This window comes from Streptomyces sp. NPDC002623 (genome assembly GCF_053592635.1).
In genome coordinates this window covers 147,743-163,972 of sequence record NZ_JBSFWB010000022.1, presented here as the reverse complement: position 1 = coordinate 163,972, position 16,230 = coordinate 147,743, and the positions used below count along the sequence as shown (strand labels likewise).

General features: G+C 72.3%; 13 protein-coding genes. 4 read left to right on the top strand and 9 right to left on the bottom strand.

Going from position 1 to position 16,230, the window contains the following annotated elements; genetic code table 11:
• Positions 1-147: 147 nt before the first annotated feature.
• The 6 genes from ACWD4O_RS33440 to ACWD4O_RS33415 form a co-directional block, all read right to left on the bottom strand.
• Positions 148-1,026: a YcnI family protein gene (locus ACWD4O_RS33440; protein WP_451285653.1), complete on the bottom strand. Its 879-nt coding sequence runs from the start codon at positions 1,024-1,026 to the stop codon at positions 148-150.
• 55 nt (positions 1,027-1,081) lie between these two features.
• Complete coding sequence (locus ACWD4O_RS33435; protein WP_451285651.1) at positions 1,082-1,759, bottom strand: hypothetical protein; 678 nt, start codon at positions 1,757-1,759, stop codon at positions 1,082-1,084.
• 254 nt (positions 1,760-2,013) lie between these two features.
• Positions 2,014-3,252 carry an MDR family MFS transporter gene (locus ACWD4O_RS33430; protein WP_451285649.1) on the bottom strand — a complete coding sequence of 413 codons (1,239 nt, stop codon included), beginning with the start codon at positions 3,250-3,252 and terminating at the stop codon, positions 2,014-2,016.
• Positions 3,249-5,069, bottom strand: coding sequence for an ABC transporter permease subunit (locus tag ACWD4O_RS33425; protein WP_451285647.1), 1,821 nt, complete (start codon positions 5,067-5,069; stop codon positions 3,249-3,251). The genes ACWD4O_RS33430 and ACWD4O_RS33425 overlap by 4 nt, the downstream gene beginning before the upstream one ends.
• A 20-nt stretch (positions 5,070-5,089) precedes the next feature.
• The gene (locus tag ACWD4O_RS33420; protein ID WP_451285645.1) at positions 5,090-6,628 is read right to left on the bottom strand and encodes an ABC transporter substrate-binding protein; all 1,539 of its coding nucleotides are present in this window, start codon (positions 6,626-6,628) and stop codon (positions 5,090-5,092) included.
• Between the two features lie 14 nt (positions 6,629-6,642).
• Positions 6,643-7,215 carry a GNAT family N-acetyltransferase gene (locus tag ACWD4O_RS33415; RefSeq protein ID WP_451285643.1) on the bottom strand — a complete coding sequence of 191 codons (573 nt, stop codon included), beginning with the start codon at positions 7,213-7,215 and terminating at the stop codon, positions 6,643-6,645.
• A 129-nt stretch (positions 7,216-7,344) separates the two neighbouring features.
• On the opposite strand from ACWD4O_RS33415, the gene ACWD4O_RS33410 reads away from it, so the two are divergent.
• Both ACWD4O_RS33410 and ACWD4O_RS33405 read left to right on the top strand, forming a co-directional pair.
• Positions 7,345-8,298: an ATP-binding protein gene (locus ACWD4O_RS33410; protein ID WP_451285642.1), complete on the top strand. Its 954-nt coding sequence runs from the start codon at positions 7,345-7,347 to the stop codon at positions 8,296-8,298.
• A 68-nt stretch (positions 8,299-8,366) separates the two neighbouring features.
• Entirely contained in the window at positions 8,367-8,759 is a 393-nt protein-coding gene (locus tag ACWD4O_RS33405; RefSeq protein WP_451285640.1) for an SCO5389 family protein, read from the top strand.
• Positions 8,760-8,929: 170 nt separating this feature from the next.
• On the opposite strand, the gene ACWD4O_RS33400 is transcribed toward ACWD4O_RS33405, so the two are convergent.
• Complete coding sequence (locus ACWD4O_RS33400) at positions 8,930-9,505, bottom strand: hypothetical protein (protein ID WP_451285638.1); 576 nt, start codon at positions 9,503-9,505, stop codon at positions 8,930-8,932.
• Between the two features lie 339 nt (positions 9,506-9,844).
• Between ACWD4O_RS33400 and ACWD4O_RS33395 the strand changes: the two genes are divergently transcribed.
• Positions 9,845-11,647, top strand: a complete 1,803-nt coding sequence (locus ACWD4O_RS33395) for a coagulation factor 5/8 type domain-containing protein (RefSeq protein WP_451285636.1) — start codon at positions 9,845-9,847, stop codon at positions 11,645-11,647.
• A 122-nt stretch (positions 11,648-11,769) separates the two neighbouring features.
• On the opposite strand, the gene fusA is transcribed toward ACWD4O_RS33395, so the two are convergent.
• Positions 11,770-13,911: an elongation factor G gene (fusA, locus tag ACWD4O_RS33390; protein ID WP_451285634.1), complete on the bottom strand. Its 2,142-nt coding sequence runs from the start codon at positions 13,909-13,911 to the stop codon at positions 11,770-11,772.
• Between the two features lie 364 nt (positions 13,912-14,275).
• Entirely contained in the window at positions 14,276-14,986 is a 711-nt protein-coding gene (locus tag ACWD4O_RS33385) for a nucleotidyltransferase domain-containing protein (RefSeq protein WP_451285632.1), read from the bottom strand.
• A gap of 413 nt (positions 14,987-15,399) precedes the next feature.
• On the opposite strand from ACWD4O_RS33385, the gene ACWD4O_RS33380 reads away from it, so the two are divergent.
• Positions 15,400-16,224, top strand: coding sequence for a hypothetical protein (locus ACWD4O_RS33380; RefSeq protein ID WP_451285677.1), 825 nt, complete (start codon positions 15,400-15,402; stop codon positions 16,222-16,224).
• Positions 16,225-16,230 lie beyond the last annotated feature (6 nt).

Sequence of the window (16,230 nt, the reverse complement as noted above, 5' to 3'; positions counted from 1 at the left end):
GTTCTTCTCCTCGGCCGGCCTGGATCTGCTCACCGCTCCGATCGTCGCGGTCGACTCCACCGCCGAGCCTTCCTGGTCCGGGCCCCTCCCCCCACGTTCCGGATGCGTTCCGGACACGTTCCGGCAGGGCCGGAAGGGCCGGCAGGGCTACGAGCGTGTCGACCGCGTCCGTACGACGGCGAAGCCGGCGGCCGCGAGGCCCAGCACCCCGACGACCAGCCCGGCGACGCCGAGGCCACGGGCGGTGGAGTCGCCGGTTCCGGAGGCGGCGGCTGTGCCGGTGGTGGAGGTGGTGGGGGCGGTGCCGGCCCGGTTCGTGCCGCTCGCGGCGGTGTCGGTGCTCTTGGTGCTCACCGTGGTCAGCTTCAGCACGGGCGCCGGGTTCTCCGGCTCGTCCGCGCCCGCCGCGGCCTCCTCGATCCAGCGGACGGTCTTGCCGTCGGAGTAGGTCTGCAGGGCCTTGAAGACCAACTGGCCGGTGTCATCGGGGAGCTGACCGAAGGCGACGTCGAAGTCCTCGTACTGTCCGGCGGCGATCCTCCCGCCGGTCCAGGTGATCTCGGTGACGGCCTCGGTGACGGCGCCGTCGTCCGTCTTGACCGGCGTCTTGAGCTCGGTGGTGGTCACCTTCGGCGTCCAGCCGTCCTGCGGGCGGACCAGCACGCCGAGGACGGGATGGTCGGTGGGCAGGAAGACCTGGACCTCGGTGGTGCTCGCCGTGTCCTCCTCGTCGGGCACCCGGAAGCTGAGGACGCCGTCGGTGGCGCCCTTGGCGTAGCTCTCGGGATGGACGGTGACGTGCGCGGAGGCGGCACCGGCCGCGCAGAGGACCGCGGCGGCGGCGAGGGCGGTGCCGAGAGCGGCCCGGCGCAGGGCGGAGCGGGTCGTGGGGGTGGAAGCGGGTGCGGACGTGGGGGTGGAAGCGGGTGTGGTCGTGGGGGTGGAAGCGGGTGCGGACGTGGGGGTGGAAGCGGGTGCGGACGTGGGTGTGGTCGTGGGTGTGGTCGTGGGTGTGGTCGTGGACATGGGTGAGTGATCTCCGTACAGGAAGGTGTGGGTCCGGCTCCGGGCCGGCTCGGGTTCAGATCGCGTACGGGATCGACGGGGGCGGTCCACGGCGGCTCAGGGCATGCCGGAGCAGCAACTGCCGGGCCGGGCCCGGCACCGGGGCGGCGGACCGGGCGGACGGCACGGGCGGTGGCGGGACCCGGGCGTCCCGCCACCAGGCCGCGAGACCCGGCAGGAAGGCGACCGCCCAGCGCAGCAGCGACCACAGGGCGGCCTCCCCGCGCCGCAGCCACCAGGAGGCGACGAGCGCGGCGAGGACGTGGGCCGCGGTGGCGTGCGGGGTCATGGCCGTCGCGGCGTGCGGGGTCATCGCCGTGGCGATGTGAGCGTGGGTGTGGGCGTGCGTATGGGTGTGGGTGTGGGTGTGCGCGGGCAGGTGCGGGCCATGGTGTGCGGACGTCATGGACATCGCGGGCATGGCCCGCGCGGCCGCACGGAAGCGGGCGGCGGCGTCGAAGACGATGTGCAGGCCGGCCTGGGTGACCAGCATGGCCGCGCCGATCCCGGGCAGCGAGCGCTCCCGGGCGCCCAGCAGCCACCCGGCGGCGAAGACCGCCAGGAATCCGGCGCCGTCCGCCCACGGCGGCGGCGCGTCACCCGTGGCGAGTCCGTGCCCGGCGGCGGCCAGCAGCACGCACACCGCGGCGAACACCGCGGCGCGCAGACTCCGGACCGCCGGGGACGCACTCATGATGCGGGATCCTCCCACGCCCGACGGATACGACGGGGACGACTCCCGCGTTCACTCCGGGTGGGGCGTGCGGGGTGCGCGGGGCGCGCAGGGCGTGTGGGCCGCGCGGGGCGCACAGGGCGTGCAGGGCGTGTGGGCCGCGCGGGGCGGCAGGGCACGCGACGACGGCAGCCGGCACCGCTGCACTCCGGAGGCGGGGAGGACGCAGGTGACTGCGCCGCCGCGGAGCACGACCGGCACCGTCACTCCCGCCTTCACGCTTTGCGGGCCCCGCGCGGCAGCAGGGCGACAGCGGCAGCCGGTACCGCGGCCAGCACCACCCAGGGCACGGCCGACGGCAGCCCGGAGTCGAGCAGGCTGCCGGTGACCGCGCTTCCGACGAGCACGATCAGCCCGGAGACCGAGGACAACGCCCCCGTGTACAGGCCGAGTCGGCCCTCTTCGGCGAGGTCGGGGACCCAGGCGCGGGCGGCGGGCGCGACGAGCATCTGGCCGAGCGTGAGCAGCACGACGAACCCGGCCGCGGGCAGCAGCCCGGCCGTCCCGGTGCGCCCGGCGGGCAGTGCGGCGGCCACGACGGCGAACCCGGCGGCGATCAGCGCGAGCCCCGCCGCCATCGAGCGGCGCAGACTCAGCCGCTCCCCCACCCACCGGGTGACCGGCAGTTGGGCGGTCACCACCAGCAGCGACGACAGCGCGAACAGCCAGGCCAGCGGCGCCTGCGAACCGACCGCCCGCTCCACCTCGGCAGGCAGGGCGAGGTAGAGCTGGTTGTAGGCGAGGAGGTAGGCACCATAGGCGCAGGCCAGCGCGAGGAAGCGGCGGTTGCGCAGCAACGGGCCCACGCCGCCGCGGACCCGGACGCGGGTCCGGCCGGGGATGTGCTGCGGCAGCAGCCACGCGTGAGCGGCCAGGACGAGCACGAAGACCCCTGCTCCGGCCACGCACACCGCACGGAAGTCGACCTCGAGGAGCAGCGCGCCGAGCAGCGGTCCGACGAACGCCCCGGCCTGCCCGGCGACCGTGAACAGCGCCAGCACCCGGGTCCGCGACCCGCCGCCCGACTCCTCGTGCGCGACGGCCTGCCGGGCCACCTCGGACTCGACGGCGGGTGAGAACAGCGCGGCCGCGAACCCGATCAGCAGCACCGCCCCGACGACCGTCCACGCCTGCCCGGCGTACCCGAGCCACCCGAACCCGGCGATCCGCAGCACGCACCCGGCGAGGACGACGGGCCGGACGCCGTACCGGTCCGCCAGCGCGCCGCCGACCACGAACAGCCCCTGCTGACTGAAGGTCCGCAGTCCCAGCACGAACCCGACCAGCCAGCCCGCCATGCCGACCGCGCCGCCCAGATGCTCGGCGAGGAACGGAAGAACGGCGAAGAAGCCTATGTTGAAGGCGAGTTGAGTGAGGATCAGCAGCCGTAGCAGCGGCGAGAGTCGAGTGGCTTCGCTCGCCGTCCGGCGCGGGGAGAGGCGCGTGGCCTTCACCGGGATCTCACCGACTCCGGTGGGGAGGAAGGCAGTTCGACTGCGTTCAGCTCGCTCGGGCTGTCCAGGTCTGCCGTACGACGACGTCGTGGCCGTCGCAGTGCTCCGGCCGCCGTCACCGCGAGGGCGCCGAGCAACGCCAGGACGGTGGCGGGGGCGAGGACGGCCCAGGGGGCGCGTTCGGCGTAGGGCTGGTTCTCGGCGAGGAGCAGACCCCACTCGGGGGACGGCGGCTGCGCGCCGAGGCCGAGGAAGCCGAGGGAGGCCAGGGCGAGGGCGATGCCCGGCAGACGCAGCAGGGCGTGGCGGGCGACCGGCGGCAGGACGGCGGGCAGGAGTTCGCTCCTCAGCAGGTACCAGGGGCCGGCCCCCAGGGCGCGGGTGGCGGTGAGGTGGACGGTGGCCCGCTCCTGCCGCAGCAGCGCGGAGGTGTGCGCGGCGAGCGGTGCCCAGGCCACCACCGCCACGGCGAGGACGGGCGTCGTGGGCCCGCTGCCCCAGACCGCGGCGACAAGGAGCGCGGCGAGAACGGGCGGCACGGCGTTGACGGTGTCGACGAGCGGCCCGGACAGCCGGGGCAGCAGCCCGAGCAGCACTCCGGCGGTGAGCGCGAGCGCGCTGATGGTCAGGGCGAGGAGCAGGGTGTCGAGGGCGCCGTGCGCGACCCGGGCGAGAACGTCGCGGCCGAGCGCGTCGGTGCCGAAGGGGTGGGCCGCGGAAGGGGGTCGGAGGCGGGCGGCGGTGTCGAGGGCGAGCGGGTCGCGGGGCAGACCGAGGCCGATGACGACCGACAGCAGAAGACTGTATGCAATAGGCAGGATCCTGCGGACGGTCGGCGGCGGCCCGTGGAGTGTGTGCAAAGCGCCGTCGCGCAGCGCCGGGCCGATCAGCCACCGGGCGCCGAGCCGGGCAAGGCCGGTGGCGAGCGCCGCGAGGACGACGAGCACCAGAGCGCCGGCCTGGAGGACGGGCAGATCCTGGGCGATCGCGGCCTGAAGGGTGGTCCGGCCGAGCCCGGGGATGTCGAAGATCTGCTCCACGGCGACGGATCCGCCGGTCAGCCCCACGACGAACAGCCCGAGGTTGGGCAGCAGTCCGGGCACACAACGGCGCAGCGCCTTACGGGCGATACTCCGGCCGGGCAGTCCACGCGCGGCGGCGGCCTGCGCCCAGGGCTCGGCGAAGGCGGCGGGCAACTGGTCGTCGAGGAGCCGCCCGAGGACCGCGCCGGCGGGCAGACCGAGAGCGAGCGCGGGCAGCACGGTCCACTGCGGGCCGTACCAGCCGAGGGCGGGCAGCCATCCCCACTGCACACCGACCACCGTGGCGAGGACGGACGCGGTGAGGAACTCCGGCAGCGCGGCGAGCACGGCGGAGCCGGAACCGACGGCCGACCGGCCGTCGAGCCGTCGCCGCGAGCCGAGGTACAGGGCACGGGCGCACACTCCGGCGGCGGTGACCACGGCGACCGCCAGCGCCACCGTCATCAGCAGCAGCGACACGCCCAGCGCATCGAGGACGCCGGGCAGGACGTCGGCGCCGGAGATCCAGGACCGTCCGGCGTCACCGCGCGGCAACCCCGCGAGCCACTGCCCGAGGAGGTGCAACGGGCCGCCGTCCAGGCCCAGTTGGATGCGGACGGCGGCGAGCACCTCAGGGGTGGCGTCACGGTCGGCGGACCGCGCCTTCAGTACGGTGAGCGCCGGATCCGTGTGCGAGAGCCAGGGCAGCAGCCCGATCCCGCACACCAGCAGCGCGGCCAGTCCGGCCCGCCACAGCAGCGCACCCACCTGCTGCGCGGCACCCCTGCTCCGCATGCCGTCGGCGCGAAACGCCGTCAGCGCCGGGTCCCGATGCCGACGAGGGTGCGCTCGTACGGGTCGAGAAGCACGCCGCTGACCTCGGCCCCGACACCGGTGATGACGCGCTGGTGGACCAGCGGGACGACGGCGTCGACGCCGAGGATCTTCGCCTCGGCGGCCATGACGGCGTCCTGCCGCTCGTCGGTGTCGGCGACCGCCTGCGCCGTGCCGACGGCCGTGTCGACCCCCTTGTCGCACAGCAGGGCCAGGTTGTAGCCGCCGTCGCAGGTGAAGTCGCTGGCCAGGAGGGAGACGGGGTCGCCCGTGTCGAGGAGGCTGTTGCGGGCGCCGACGAACGCATCGAACTTCCCGGCGAGCGCGTCGCTCTCCAGCCGCGAGTACTCACGCACCTCCAGCTTCACCGCGAAGCCGGCCTTCTCCAGCTGCTGCTTCAACACCTGGGCCGCTTCGGGGAGTTCGGGCCGGTTGTCATAGGTGGCGAGGGTGACCGAGGCCCCGCCGGGGTTACCGGGCTTCGCTCTGCCGACGGGCTGGACGCGCTTGCCCGCGGCCCAGGTGACGGCGGGGCCGTAGATCCCGGCGCCCGCGTCGGCGTGCCCTTCGTAGACGCCCTTGGCGAGGGCGGAGGTGTCGACGGCCGCGCGGGCGGCGGCGCGCAGTGCCGGGTCCTTGAAGACGCCCGACTTCGTGTTGAGTTGCAGGCTGGTGGTGCGGGTGGTGGCGGTCTCGCGGCGGGTCTTCGCGTCGAGGGTGGCGGCCTGGGCGACGGGTATGGCCTCGGCGAGGTCGACCTGGCCGGTGCGCAGGGCGTTGGCACGGGCGGTGCCGTCGGCGACGAACCGCACGTCGATGCCGGAGGCCTGGGCCCGGCCGCCCCAGTAGTCGTCGAAGCGGTCGAGGTCGGCGACGGTCGTGCCGGTCACCTTGGTGAGCTCGAAGGGGCCGGTGGCGGTGCCGACCGGGTCGACGGCGTCCTTCTTCGCGTACGCCTTCGGGGCGAGGACGGCGAGACTCGGGCTGGAGAGCCGCAGGGGCAGCACGGGGTCGGGCCGGGCGGTGGTGACGCGCACGCCGGTGCCGCCCTCCGCCTTCGCCGTGAGATCGACGCCGGCGAGGGCGGCCGGGGCGGGCTCGGCCTCGGTGGCACGGGTGAGGGAGGCGGCGACGGCGGCGGGCGTGACGTCGGTGCCGTCCTGGAAGACGGCCTCGCGCAGGGTGAACAGCCAGGTGCGGTCGTCCTCGCGGCGCCAGGACGCGGCGAGCGCGGGCGCGGCGGCGCCGTTGGCGTCGAGGGCGGTCAGCCCTTCGGTGACGCCGAGACGGCTGAGGATCGTCGCGTCGGCGCCGTACGGGGAGAGGTTCTCGGCGGGCGGGAAGGCGAGCGCGACCCGCAGCCGGGAGCCGTCACCGGCTCCGGACCCCTCGCCGTCGTCACCGCCGGAGGAGGCGAAGCAGCCGGCGAGGACGGGGGTGAGGAGGAGTGCGGCGAGGACCCGTGGACGGCGAGGAGGGCGGGGAAGGCGGGAAATGGGGCGGCGGTGAGGGAAGCGCATGGGTGGTTACCGGCCTAGGGGTGGGGGGAGACGGCGGCGGGGCGACGGGAGACGAGGGCGTCGAGGGGGACGTCGAAGTGCACGATCCCCTGACTGCCGCCCGGATCCGCCCGCTCGTCGTGCACGACCGTGCCGAGCGACCGCCAGAAGCCTTCGGCGCCTTCCACAGAGGGGTCGGTGTGCAGATACACGGCCCGGTAGCCGCCGTCCGCGGCCGCGAAGGCGAGCAGTTCGGCGACCAGACGCCGGGCAAGGCCCCGCCGCCGATGCTCGGACCGGACGTAGACGCGGCGCAACTGGGCGCTCTCGCCGGAGGGATAGCGCTCGGCCACGTGCCGGGGGTTCGGCGGGTGGAGGGGGCCGCGGGAGTCCAGGGCGCCGGTGGCGACCACCTGCCCCTCGGCGTCGAGCACGACCAGCAGGGTGTGGCGGGCGGGGACCAGATAAGCGGCGACCGGATCGATGATGTCGCCGTGCCAGCGAGGCACGTAACCGGTGCCGAAATCGCGGTAGACGGTGTCGAGCATGACGGCCCGGGCGCCGTCGAGGTCCTCTGGGCCCGCGGGCCTTATGCAGTAGTCACGCACTTGCACATCATATGCATTAAGCCGAGAGCATTCGATCACTCGATCGCCCCGCCTTGAGGATTTGACAGAGATCACGTCACGCCCTAAACCTAGCCACATGACATTCATTTTCAAAAAGGCGGTGCGGTGATGCGCATCGCTTTCGTGGGGAAGGGCGGCAGCGGCAAGACGACACTGTCGGCCCTGTTCGCCCGGCAGTTGGCGCAGTCCGGCGCACCGGTGCTCGCCGTGGACGGCGACATCAACCAGCACCTGTCCGAGGCCCTGGACCCCACGGCCGGCACACCGCCCTTCACCGCCCCGCCCCTGGCCGGGCACCTGGGCGAGATCAAGGACCTGCTGCGCGGCACCAACCCGCGGATCGCCTCCCGCGAGGCCATGGTCAAGACGACCCCACCGGGCCGCGGCTCCCGACTGCTGCGGCTGCTCGGCGACGACGAACTGCACACCCGCCACGTCCAACCGGTCGGCGGCGTGCCGCTCATGGTGACGGGCGCATTCGACGAGAGCGACCTGGGAGTCGCCTGCTACCACTCCAAACTCGGCGCCGTGGAGCTCTACCTGAACCACCTGGTGGACGGCCCCGGCGAGTATCTGGTGATGGACATGACGGCCGGCGCCGACGCCTTCGCCTCCGGCCTGTTCACCCGCTTCGACATGACGTTCCTCGTGGCCGAACCCACCCGCCGAGGCGTCTCCGTCTACCGCCAGTACCGCGACCACGCCCGCGAGTTCGACATCCCCCTCGCGGTCGTCGGCAACAAGGTGACCGGCGAGGACGATCTCCTCTTCCTCAAAGAACAGGTGGGCGACGACCTCCTCACCCACCTCGCCCTCTCCCCCTGGGTCCGCTCCGCCGAACGAGGCAGCCCCCAAGGCGAGCTGGAAGACACCAACCGCCACGCCCTCGACATCCTGCGCAAGACGGTCGACGCCCGCCCCAAGGACTGGCCGACCCTCCACCGCCACGCCGTCCACTTCCACCTGCGCAACGCCGAATCCTGGGCCAACGAGGCAACGGGGCAGGATCTGGCGGGCCAGGTGGACGCGGAGTTCGTACCGGGCCCGGAATCACTGTCCTGAAAGCCGGGGGGGCTCCCCCCCTCCCCCCTCCCCCCCCTCCCCCCTCCCCAAGAACAGGAACGACACCCATGTCCCTCGATGTCTCCCCGAAGCTCCTCGCCGAGGCCGAAGCCGGTGACATCCGTGAGGAGGACTTCGTGGACACGGTCCGCACGTCCCTCCCCTACGCCTACGACCTCGTCGCCTCCCTCGCAGCCGAGTTGCACGCCGGCATCGGTGAGTTCACCGACAACCAGACCCCTCCCGCGTCCGAGCAGGAGCGCGGTCAGCTTCTCCGCGCCCTCGCCAGCGACGCCATCCGCAGCAGCCTGGAACGCCACTTCGACGTCACTCTGGCCTTCCAGAACTGCCACCGGGTCGCGGCGTTCCGCCCGGGAGCACGGGACGGGGAGACCTTCGCGCGGTTCACGTCGGCGCGAGCACAGGTCCTGAACCAGTCCGCGGTGTTGCGGGACTGCTAGGTCGTCGGCCCTCCGGTCCGTCGTCAGGTCTGCCGTCAGGTCGGGCAGTTGGTCGGGCAGCTGAGGGGATCGGGCAGCCGCTCGGGCCGGTCGGCTGCCTCTCCCGACCACCGGGCACCCGCACTACCGGAACCCCTCACCGCCCGACACTCGCACCGCCAGACACCGCGCTACCGGACACCCGCCGCGTCAAGCAGCCGCACGAGATCCTTTCGCCCGTATCCGAGGAGCGAGGCGCGGTGAGCGACCGTCAGCAGCAGTTGCGCGACGATCTGCGCCCCGTATCCATCCGGGTCGTTCCGCGACCACTCGTCGGGCTCCTCGATGCCGAGGCTGTTCATCACCACGCCATGCTCACGGCGAATCTCCGCGACGGTGTCGGACACGGCGCCCAGGAGTGTGGGTCCTGACCGCTCGCACTGCAGAGCGAAGCAGCCGAAGTCGACCGGCTGACAGCCGCTGGGCGGATGCGTACGCAGGCTCTCGTAGCGCTCGTCCCGGAAGTCACCGCCGAACTCTTCGTGCACCAACGCGAATCGATGGACCCCCGGAGCCGACGGCGGCGTAGGCGTAGGTGTGGGCGTCGGGGGCGGATGCTCCCAGCCGGCATCCTCATGTACCAGCCGCTGAACCTCGTCCTCGTCGGCAGAGGTGGCCGTGAAGCCGGTCTCGTCGTTGCGCCCTGTCGTCGTGCCGTCCGCGTTGCGCTGGAAATGCAGGCTCACAGCCACCCCCGTGGTCGTCATGAGCGGGAAGATCCCGTCACCCGCACAACGGCCCGCCGAGGTCTCGCGTGCCCTCGCTCCGGAATATCACCCGTTCGCGTGAAGACGCCGCTCGCCGGTGACGGAGCCGCGGCGGGCACGTCGCCCATGGTCTGCTGTGAAGGTGGGCAGGGGGCGAGCCGCACAGCGGCTCGCACGGCAGGCGATCCGGTTCTCCCGGGAACACCGGTACCGCCACTTGACGCGCACCTTCGGATAGTTGAAGCATTCAGCGCTGAGAGAGCGCTCTCAAGGCGTTCTCCGTTCACTTCCTTAAATCAGCCGTTCACTCCGAGCGGCCTGTACCGAGGAGAGCCGCCCATGACCCACACCCCGCCGTCGGACACGCCCGCCGTGCGCCGCAGAGCGGTCCTCGCGGCCGCCGCCACCGCCGCGGCCGTGCCCGCCCTCTCCGGAGCGGCCTCCGCGCAGGCCTCCGCCGCCCAGGACCGCGACTGTCCGCACGCGCTGCCGGGCGGCGGCGATCTCGGACCGAACGTTCTCGTCTTCGGCCCGGCGACTCCCGACATCCAGGCCCGGGTGGACGAGGTGTTCCGGCAACAGGAGTCGGCCCAATTCGGAACCGGGCGTTACGCGTTGCTGTTCAGGCCGGGCGTCTATCACGGCCTCAACGCCCAACTCGGCTTCTACACCTCCATCGCGGGCCTCGGTCTCTCGCCCGACGACACCACCATCAACGGGGACGTGACGGTCGACGCGGGCTGGTTCGGCGGCAACGCGACGCAGAACTTCTGGCGTTCGGCGGAGAACCTCGCGCTCGTCCCGGTGAGCGGAACCAACCGGTGGGCGGTCGCCCAGGCCGCCCCGTTCCGCCGGATGCACATACGCGGCGGCCTCAACCTCGCCCCGTCCGGCTACGGTTGGGCCAGCGGCGGCTACATCGCGGACAGTCGCATCGAGGGTGAGATCGGCCCGTACTCGCAACAGCAGTGGTACACCCGGGACAGCGCGATCGGCAGCTGGCTCAACGGCGTGTGGAACATGGTGTTCTCGGGCGTCGAGGGCGCCCCCGCCCAGAGTTTCCCCGACCCGCCGTACACCACGCTCGACACGACTCCGGTCTCACGGGAGAAGCCTTTCCTGTACGTGGACGACGACGGCGACGGCGAGTTCCGGGTCTTCCTGCCCGCCAAGCGGACGAACGCCCGCGGAGTCTCCTGGGGCAACGGCACACCGCGCGGCAACTCGCTGCCCCTGTCGCGGTTCTACGTCGCCAAGCCGGGCGTCTCCGCTGCCACGCTCAACCAGGCTCTCGCCCAGGGCCTGAACCTGCTGCTGACGCCGGGCATCTACCACCTCGACCAGCCGATCCGGGTGACCCGGGCCAACACCGTTGTCCTGGGCCTGGGTTACGCCACCCTGATCCCCGACAACGGCGTCACCGCCCTGAAGGTCGCCGACGTCGACGGCGTCCGACTCGCCGGCTTCCTCGTCGACGCCGGACCGGTCAACTCCTCGACGCTGCTCGAGGTCGGCCCGCCGGGAGCCCGGCGTGACCACTCCGCCAACCCGACCACCGTCCAGGACGTGTTCGTCCGGATCGGCGGCGCCGGTGCCGGCAAGGCCACCACCAGCATGGTGATCAACAACCGGCACACGATCGTCGACCACACCTGGGTCTGGCGTGCCGACCACGGCGAGGGCGTCGGCTGGGACACCAACCGGGCCGACTACGGGGTCGTCGTCAACGGCCACGACGTGCTGGCCACGGGCCTGTTCGTGGAGCACTTCAACAAGTACGACGTGCAGTGGTTCGGCCAGCGCGGCCGCACGATCTTCTTCCAGAACGAGAAGGCCTACGACGCGCCGAACCAGGCGGCGATCCAGAACGGGTCGACGAAGGGTTTCGCCGCCTACAAGGTCGGCGACAACGTCACCGCGCACGAGGGCTGGGGCCTGGGAAGTTACTGCTTCTACAACGTCGACCCCACGATCGTCCAACACCACGGCTTCGCCGCTCCGAACGTGCCGGGTGTGAAGTTCCACGACCTGCTGGTGGTCTCCCTCGGCGGCCAGGGCCAGTACGAGCACGTCATCAACGACCTCGGAGCACCGACGTCCGGCACCTCGACGGTGCCGTCGACCGTGGTCTCCTATCCCTGAACCACTCTGCGGGACAAGATTCCTGACGCCTGATCAGATCGGAACGCGCACGGTAACGGCAAAGGTGCGGGTCCCCGGAACCTCGGGCCGAGGTTCCGGGGACCCGTACCCCGCTCCGGGGCCTACCGCGTCGTCGCCGCCGTCGGTGCCGGGGCGTATCCCGTCGGGCGGGCCGAGAAGGTGCCTCGGCCCTGCGTACGGCTGCGCAACCGGGTCGCGTAGCCGAACAGTTCGGCCAGCGGCACGGTGGCCGTGACCACCGCCGAGCCGCCGCGGACAGCCGAGTCGGTGATCCGCCCGCGCCGGCCGGCCAGGTCGCCGAGGACCCCGCCGACGGCGTCCTCGGGCACGGTGACCGTGACCTCCACAACCGGTTCCAGCACGGCCATCACGCAGCCCCGCAGGGCCTCCCGGAGCCCGAGCCGGCCTGCCGTGCGGAAGGCCATCTCCGAGGAGTCCTTCACATGGGTCGCCCCGTCGGTCAGGGTGACCCGCAGCCCGGTGACCGGGTGCCCGCCGAGGGGACCTTCGGCAAGGGCGTCCCGGCAGCCGGCCTCGACGGCACGCGCGTACTCCTGCGGCACTCGCCCACCGACGACGGCCGACCGGAACGCGAAACCGGTTCCAGCGTCACCGCCCGCGCCGCCTGCATCGCCCGCACCGCCTGCATCGCTCTCGCCCAGCGGTTCGACATCGAGCACGACATGCGCGAACTGGCCCGCACCACCGTCCTGTTTGACGTGCCGGAAGACCAGGCCGGACACCCCACGGACGACCGTCTCCCGGTAAGTCACCCTCGGACGCCCCACGTTGACCTCCAGTCCCAGGCTGCGGCGGATCTTCTCCACCGCGACCTCCAGGTGCAGTTCGCCCATGCCCGACAGCACGGTCTGGCCCGTCTCCGGATCGGTCCTGACGACCAGCGACGGGTCCTCCTCCGCGAGCCGCGCAAGTGCCGAGGCCAGCCGGTCGGCGTCGGCGCTCGTGCGTGCCTCCACCGCCACGGAGACGACCGGGTCGGGGACCCCCGGCGGTTCGAGAACGATGGGCGCCTCGGGCGCACACAGCGTCGAGCCCGCGCGGGCCGACTTCAGCCCGACCACGGCCACGATGTCACCGGCGACCGCACGCTCCAGCTGGGCGTGCCGGTCGGCCTGTACGCGCAGGATCCGGCCGATCCGCTCGGTGCGTCGCGCGCCCGACTCCCATACCGCGTCTCCCTTCTCGATCGTGCCCGAGTACACCCGCAGATAGGTGAGCCGACCTGTCGGGGTCGCGCTGACCTTGAACGCCAGCGCCGCGAACGGCGCGGCGGGGTCGGCGGGCCGTTGCTCGCCGACGACATCCTGCATACGGTCGACACCGTCTTGCATACGGTCGGCACCGTCGTGCATACCGCATACCGGCGGCACGTCCAGCGGCGACGGCAGATAGGCGACGGCCGCGTCGAGCAGCGGCTCGATGCCCCGGTTGCGGTAGGCCGAGCCGCACAGCACGACCACGCCGTCACCTGTACGGGTCAGGTCGCGCAGGGCTGCGGAGAGAGTCTGCGCGTAGAGAGTCTCCCGGTCGCAGAATTCCTCCAGCGCGGCCGGGTGTCGCTCCGCCACGGCTTCCTCCAGCAGGCGGCGCCGACGCAGCGCCTCCTCCCGCAGTTCCTCGGGTACCGCCCCTTCGACGGCACTGTCGCCGTCGTCGTTCCAGGTCAGCGCCCGCATGTGCAGCAGGTCGACGACGCCGGTGAAGTCGTCCTCCGCGCCGATCGGCAGTTGCACGACGAGCGGGACCGGATGGAGTCGTGCCCGGATCGACGCCACCGCGGCGTCGAGGTCGGCGCCCGCCCGGTCCAGCTTGTTGACGAACGCGATCCTCGGCACGCCGTGCCGGTCGGCCTGCCGCCACACGGACTCGCTCTGCGGCTCCACGCCGGCGACGGCGTCGAACACCGCCACCGCCCCGTCGAGCACCCGCAGGGACCGCTCCACCTCGTCGGCGAAGTCGACGTGCCCAGGGGTGTCGATCAGGTTGATGCGGTGGCCGTCCCAGTCGCAGCTCACGGCCGCGGCGAAGATGGTGATCCCACGGTCGCGCTCCTGGGGGTCGAAGTCGGTGATGGTCGTGCCGTCGTGGACCTCACCGCGTTTGTGCGTGGTCCCTGTCGCGTACAGGATCCGCTCGGTGACGGTGGTCTTGCCCGCGTCGACATGGGCGAGGATGCCCAGGTTGCGCACGGCGGAGAGATGACGGTCGAGGTGGTTGCGCACGGCCCTTGGCCTTTCGGGGTGTTCCGAGAACGGGCAGCGCGATTTCCCGACGAGGGGCGATGAGCGTCGAAGGTCGGCGAGTGGGACCAGACCTGTTTGACGCACCGTCAGGCATGCGGCCTCGACGGTGCGTCGGAGTGCTCAGGCGTTCGTCAGGACATCCGGTGCCGGCCGCGCAGCGAGCACCGGACGGACGTGGATACGAGGATCACCTCGTAGCGGGAGCGGGGAGCGACGACAGCGGTGTGGTCACGCATGGCCGGGCTCCCCTCGTTCGTCTCGGTACCGCACAGCCGCGTCATGTCGTGGGCTGCGCTCGGTCTTCAGCGAGTCTAGGGGCGAACGATCCTGCGCTGCACGTGATTTATCGCATGCCGGGCGTCGCCTGGGGGACCGTGTAGAACTGCCGGCGCACCCGGCGCAGCCATGCTTCGGCGGCCGTGTCGTCGGGGTGTTCGGGCAGCACGCTGCGCGTCTCGGCGAACGCCTCCTCGAAGCCGCGCAGCAGCGGCAGCGCGGCGTCGGGGTCGGCGGCGACCTGTTCGCCGAACCGGTGGTAGCTCTCCGGGTCCTCGACCCGGATCGTCAACTGCCCGGTGGCGTACAGCTCGTAGCCCTGGGTGCACAGCCGCTTGAGGTGACGTGCGTGCTTGGCGGTCCGCTTGCGGACGTCCTCGGAGAGAGTGCCCTGGCTGCGGTTCTGCAGTCTGCGGAACTGCTGCGTGGCGTAGCCGAGGTAGGCGTCGCGGACCCGGTGAGCGCTGAGCAACGTCTGGCGGACGGCGATGAGTTCGTCGCCGAGCGGAGTGCGCACCTCGTACAACTCGTCCGGCAGCCAGACGAGTTCCATCACGGTCGGGTTGCCGCCGAGGGCGAGTCGGCACCACTTCGCGGCCTCGTGCAGGGTGCGGTCGGGCGCCGTGCTGACGTGCGACTCCTTCGGTCCGTGCAGACCGTGCAGTTCGTCGGTGGGGGCGGCGAACATGCCGAGGCGGTCGATGTCCGAGCCTTCGTGGGCGAGTCCGTAGGCGGTCGAGCCGACTATGCCGGACAGCAGGATGTTGGTGACGGTCACAGGTGCCCCCGGTCGTTCCCCGACGATGATCACCCGGCGCCGCAGCCGGCGACGGAACTGCCATGATGCCCCGGCCTCGGCGCGGCCCACCTCGCATTTTCCGGCACCGCCCCCCTGCGCTTCGCCCGATCCCCCCACTCCGCCCTCTCCACCCTCGCCACCCGCTTCTCGCCCCCGTCTCGCGTCCCGCCTCTCGCCCCGCCCCGTCGCGCCTCACCCGTACGGCTCCTTGCGCTGGTCGAGCGGCCCGGCCGGTGGTGCGGTGGAGGGCAGGGGCAGCCGACCCCCGTCCTCAGGAGGTACTCGTGACCAGCCCTCGCCCGTCGTCCCGCCCGCCCTGCCCGTCCCGTCCCTCGGGCCCGGCCGGTCCGAACCGCCCGGTGCGTCCGGCCCGTCCGGCCGGTCCGGCTCGGGTGCTGGCCGCCGTCCTGGCCGCCGGAGCGCTGCTCGCCACGGCGGCCTGTTCCGACGGGGGCGACAGCGGGTCGAGCGGCTCTGGCGTGACGGCCTCGCCCGTCGCCGAACGCGCCGTCACCACGTCTGCGACCGCATCTCCGACCAGGTCTGCGACCGCGTCTCCCATCGAGCCGCTCACGCAGGCCGGCGCACAGATGGCGCTGATCACGGAGGGTGACCTGGAGGACGACTGGACGCAGGTGAAGACCGCGGCGAGCTGGCGGGACCGACTGCTCATCGACACGGTCGACGCGGCCCAGTTCGTCACGGCCAAGACGCAGTCCGACGCCTGCCAGCAGTTCCTCGACGGGCTCTACGACGACGACCTGCTGGGGAAGCCGTCCGGGGCGTCGGCGCTCACCGGCTTCCAGCAGGGCGACTCCCGTCTGCTCTACCAGGTCGCCGCGTACCAGCGGGCCGCCCTGGACTCGAAGCTGGACTGGCTGGAGTCGCTCCCGACGGAGTGCGACCAGTTCAACGCGGTCGGCTCGGACGGCTCCACACGCACCGTGCAGGTCATCGTGAACTCCCTGCCCAAGGTCGGCGACGCCCGATACGGCTTGACCATGACCATGCAGGGCGTCTCCGGCGGCTCTCCGATCACGCTCACCCTCGACGTCGCCGTCGTGCGGGTCGGGGACGACGCGATCACGGTCACCAACGGCGGACTCGACGGCGCGGATCACGACAGCACCAAGGACGCGGTGAGCCAGGGGACCACGCGTCTCAAGGACGTCCGGGAAGGCCGTACCCCGGCCCCGGAGCCCAGCGAGTTCGACTGAGCGTGC

Excerpts from the sequence above, each read along its gene's own strand:
- ACWD4O_RS33440 (WP_451285653.1), bottom strand. The coding sequence starts at position 1,026 with ATGTCCACGACCACACCCACGACCACACCCACGACCACACCCACGTCC.
- ACWD4O_RS33435 (WP_451285651.1), bottom strand. The coding sequence starts at position 1,759 with ATGAGTGCGTCCCCGGCGGTCCGGAGTCTGCGCGCCGCGGTGTTCGCC.
- ACWD4O_RS33425 (WP_451285647.1), bottom strand. The coding sequence starts at position 5,069 with ATGCGGAGCAGGGGTGCCGCGCAGCAGGTGGGTGCGCTGCTGTGGCGG.
- ACWD4O_RS33420 (WP_451285645.1), bottom strand. The coding sequence starts at position 6,628 with ATGCGCTTCCCTCACCGCCGCCCCATTTCCCGCCTTCCCCGCCCTCCT.
- ACWD4O_RS33410 (WP_451285642.1), top strand. The coding sequence starts at position 7,345 with ATGCGCATCGCTTTCGTGGGGAAGGGCGGCAGCGGCAAGACGACACTG.
- ACWD4O_RS33405 (WP_451285640.1), top strand. The coding sequence starts at position 8,367 with ATGTCCCTCGATGTCTCCCCGAAGCTCCTCGCCGAGGCCGAAGCCGGT.
- ACWD4O_RS33400 (WP_451285638.1), bottom strand. The coding sequence starts at position 9,505 with ATGACGACCACGGGGGTGGCTGTGAGCCTGCATTTCCAGCGCAACGCG.
- ACWD4O_RS33395 (WP_451285636.1), top strand. The coding sequence starts at position 9,845 with ATGACCCACACCCCGCCGTCGGACACGCCCGCCGTGCGCCGCAGAGCG.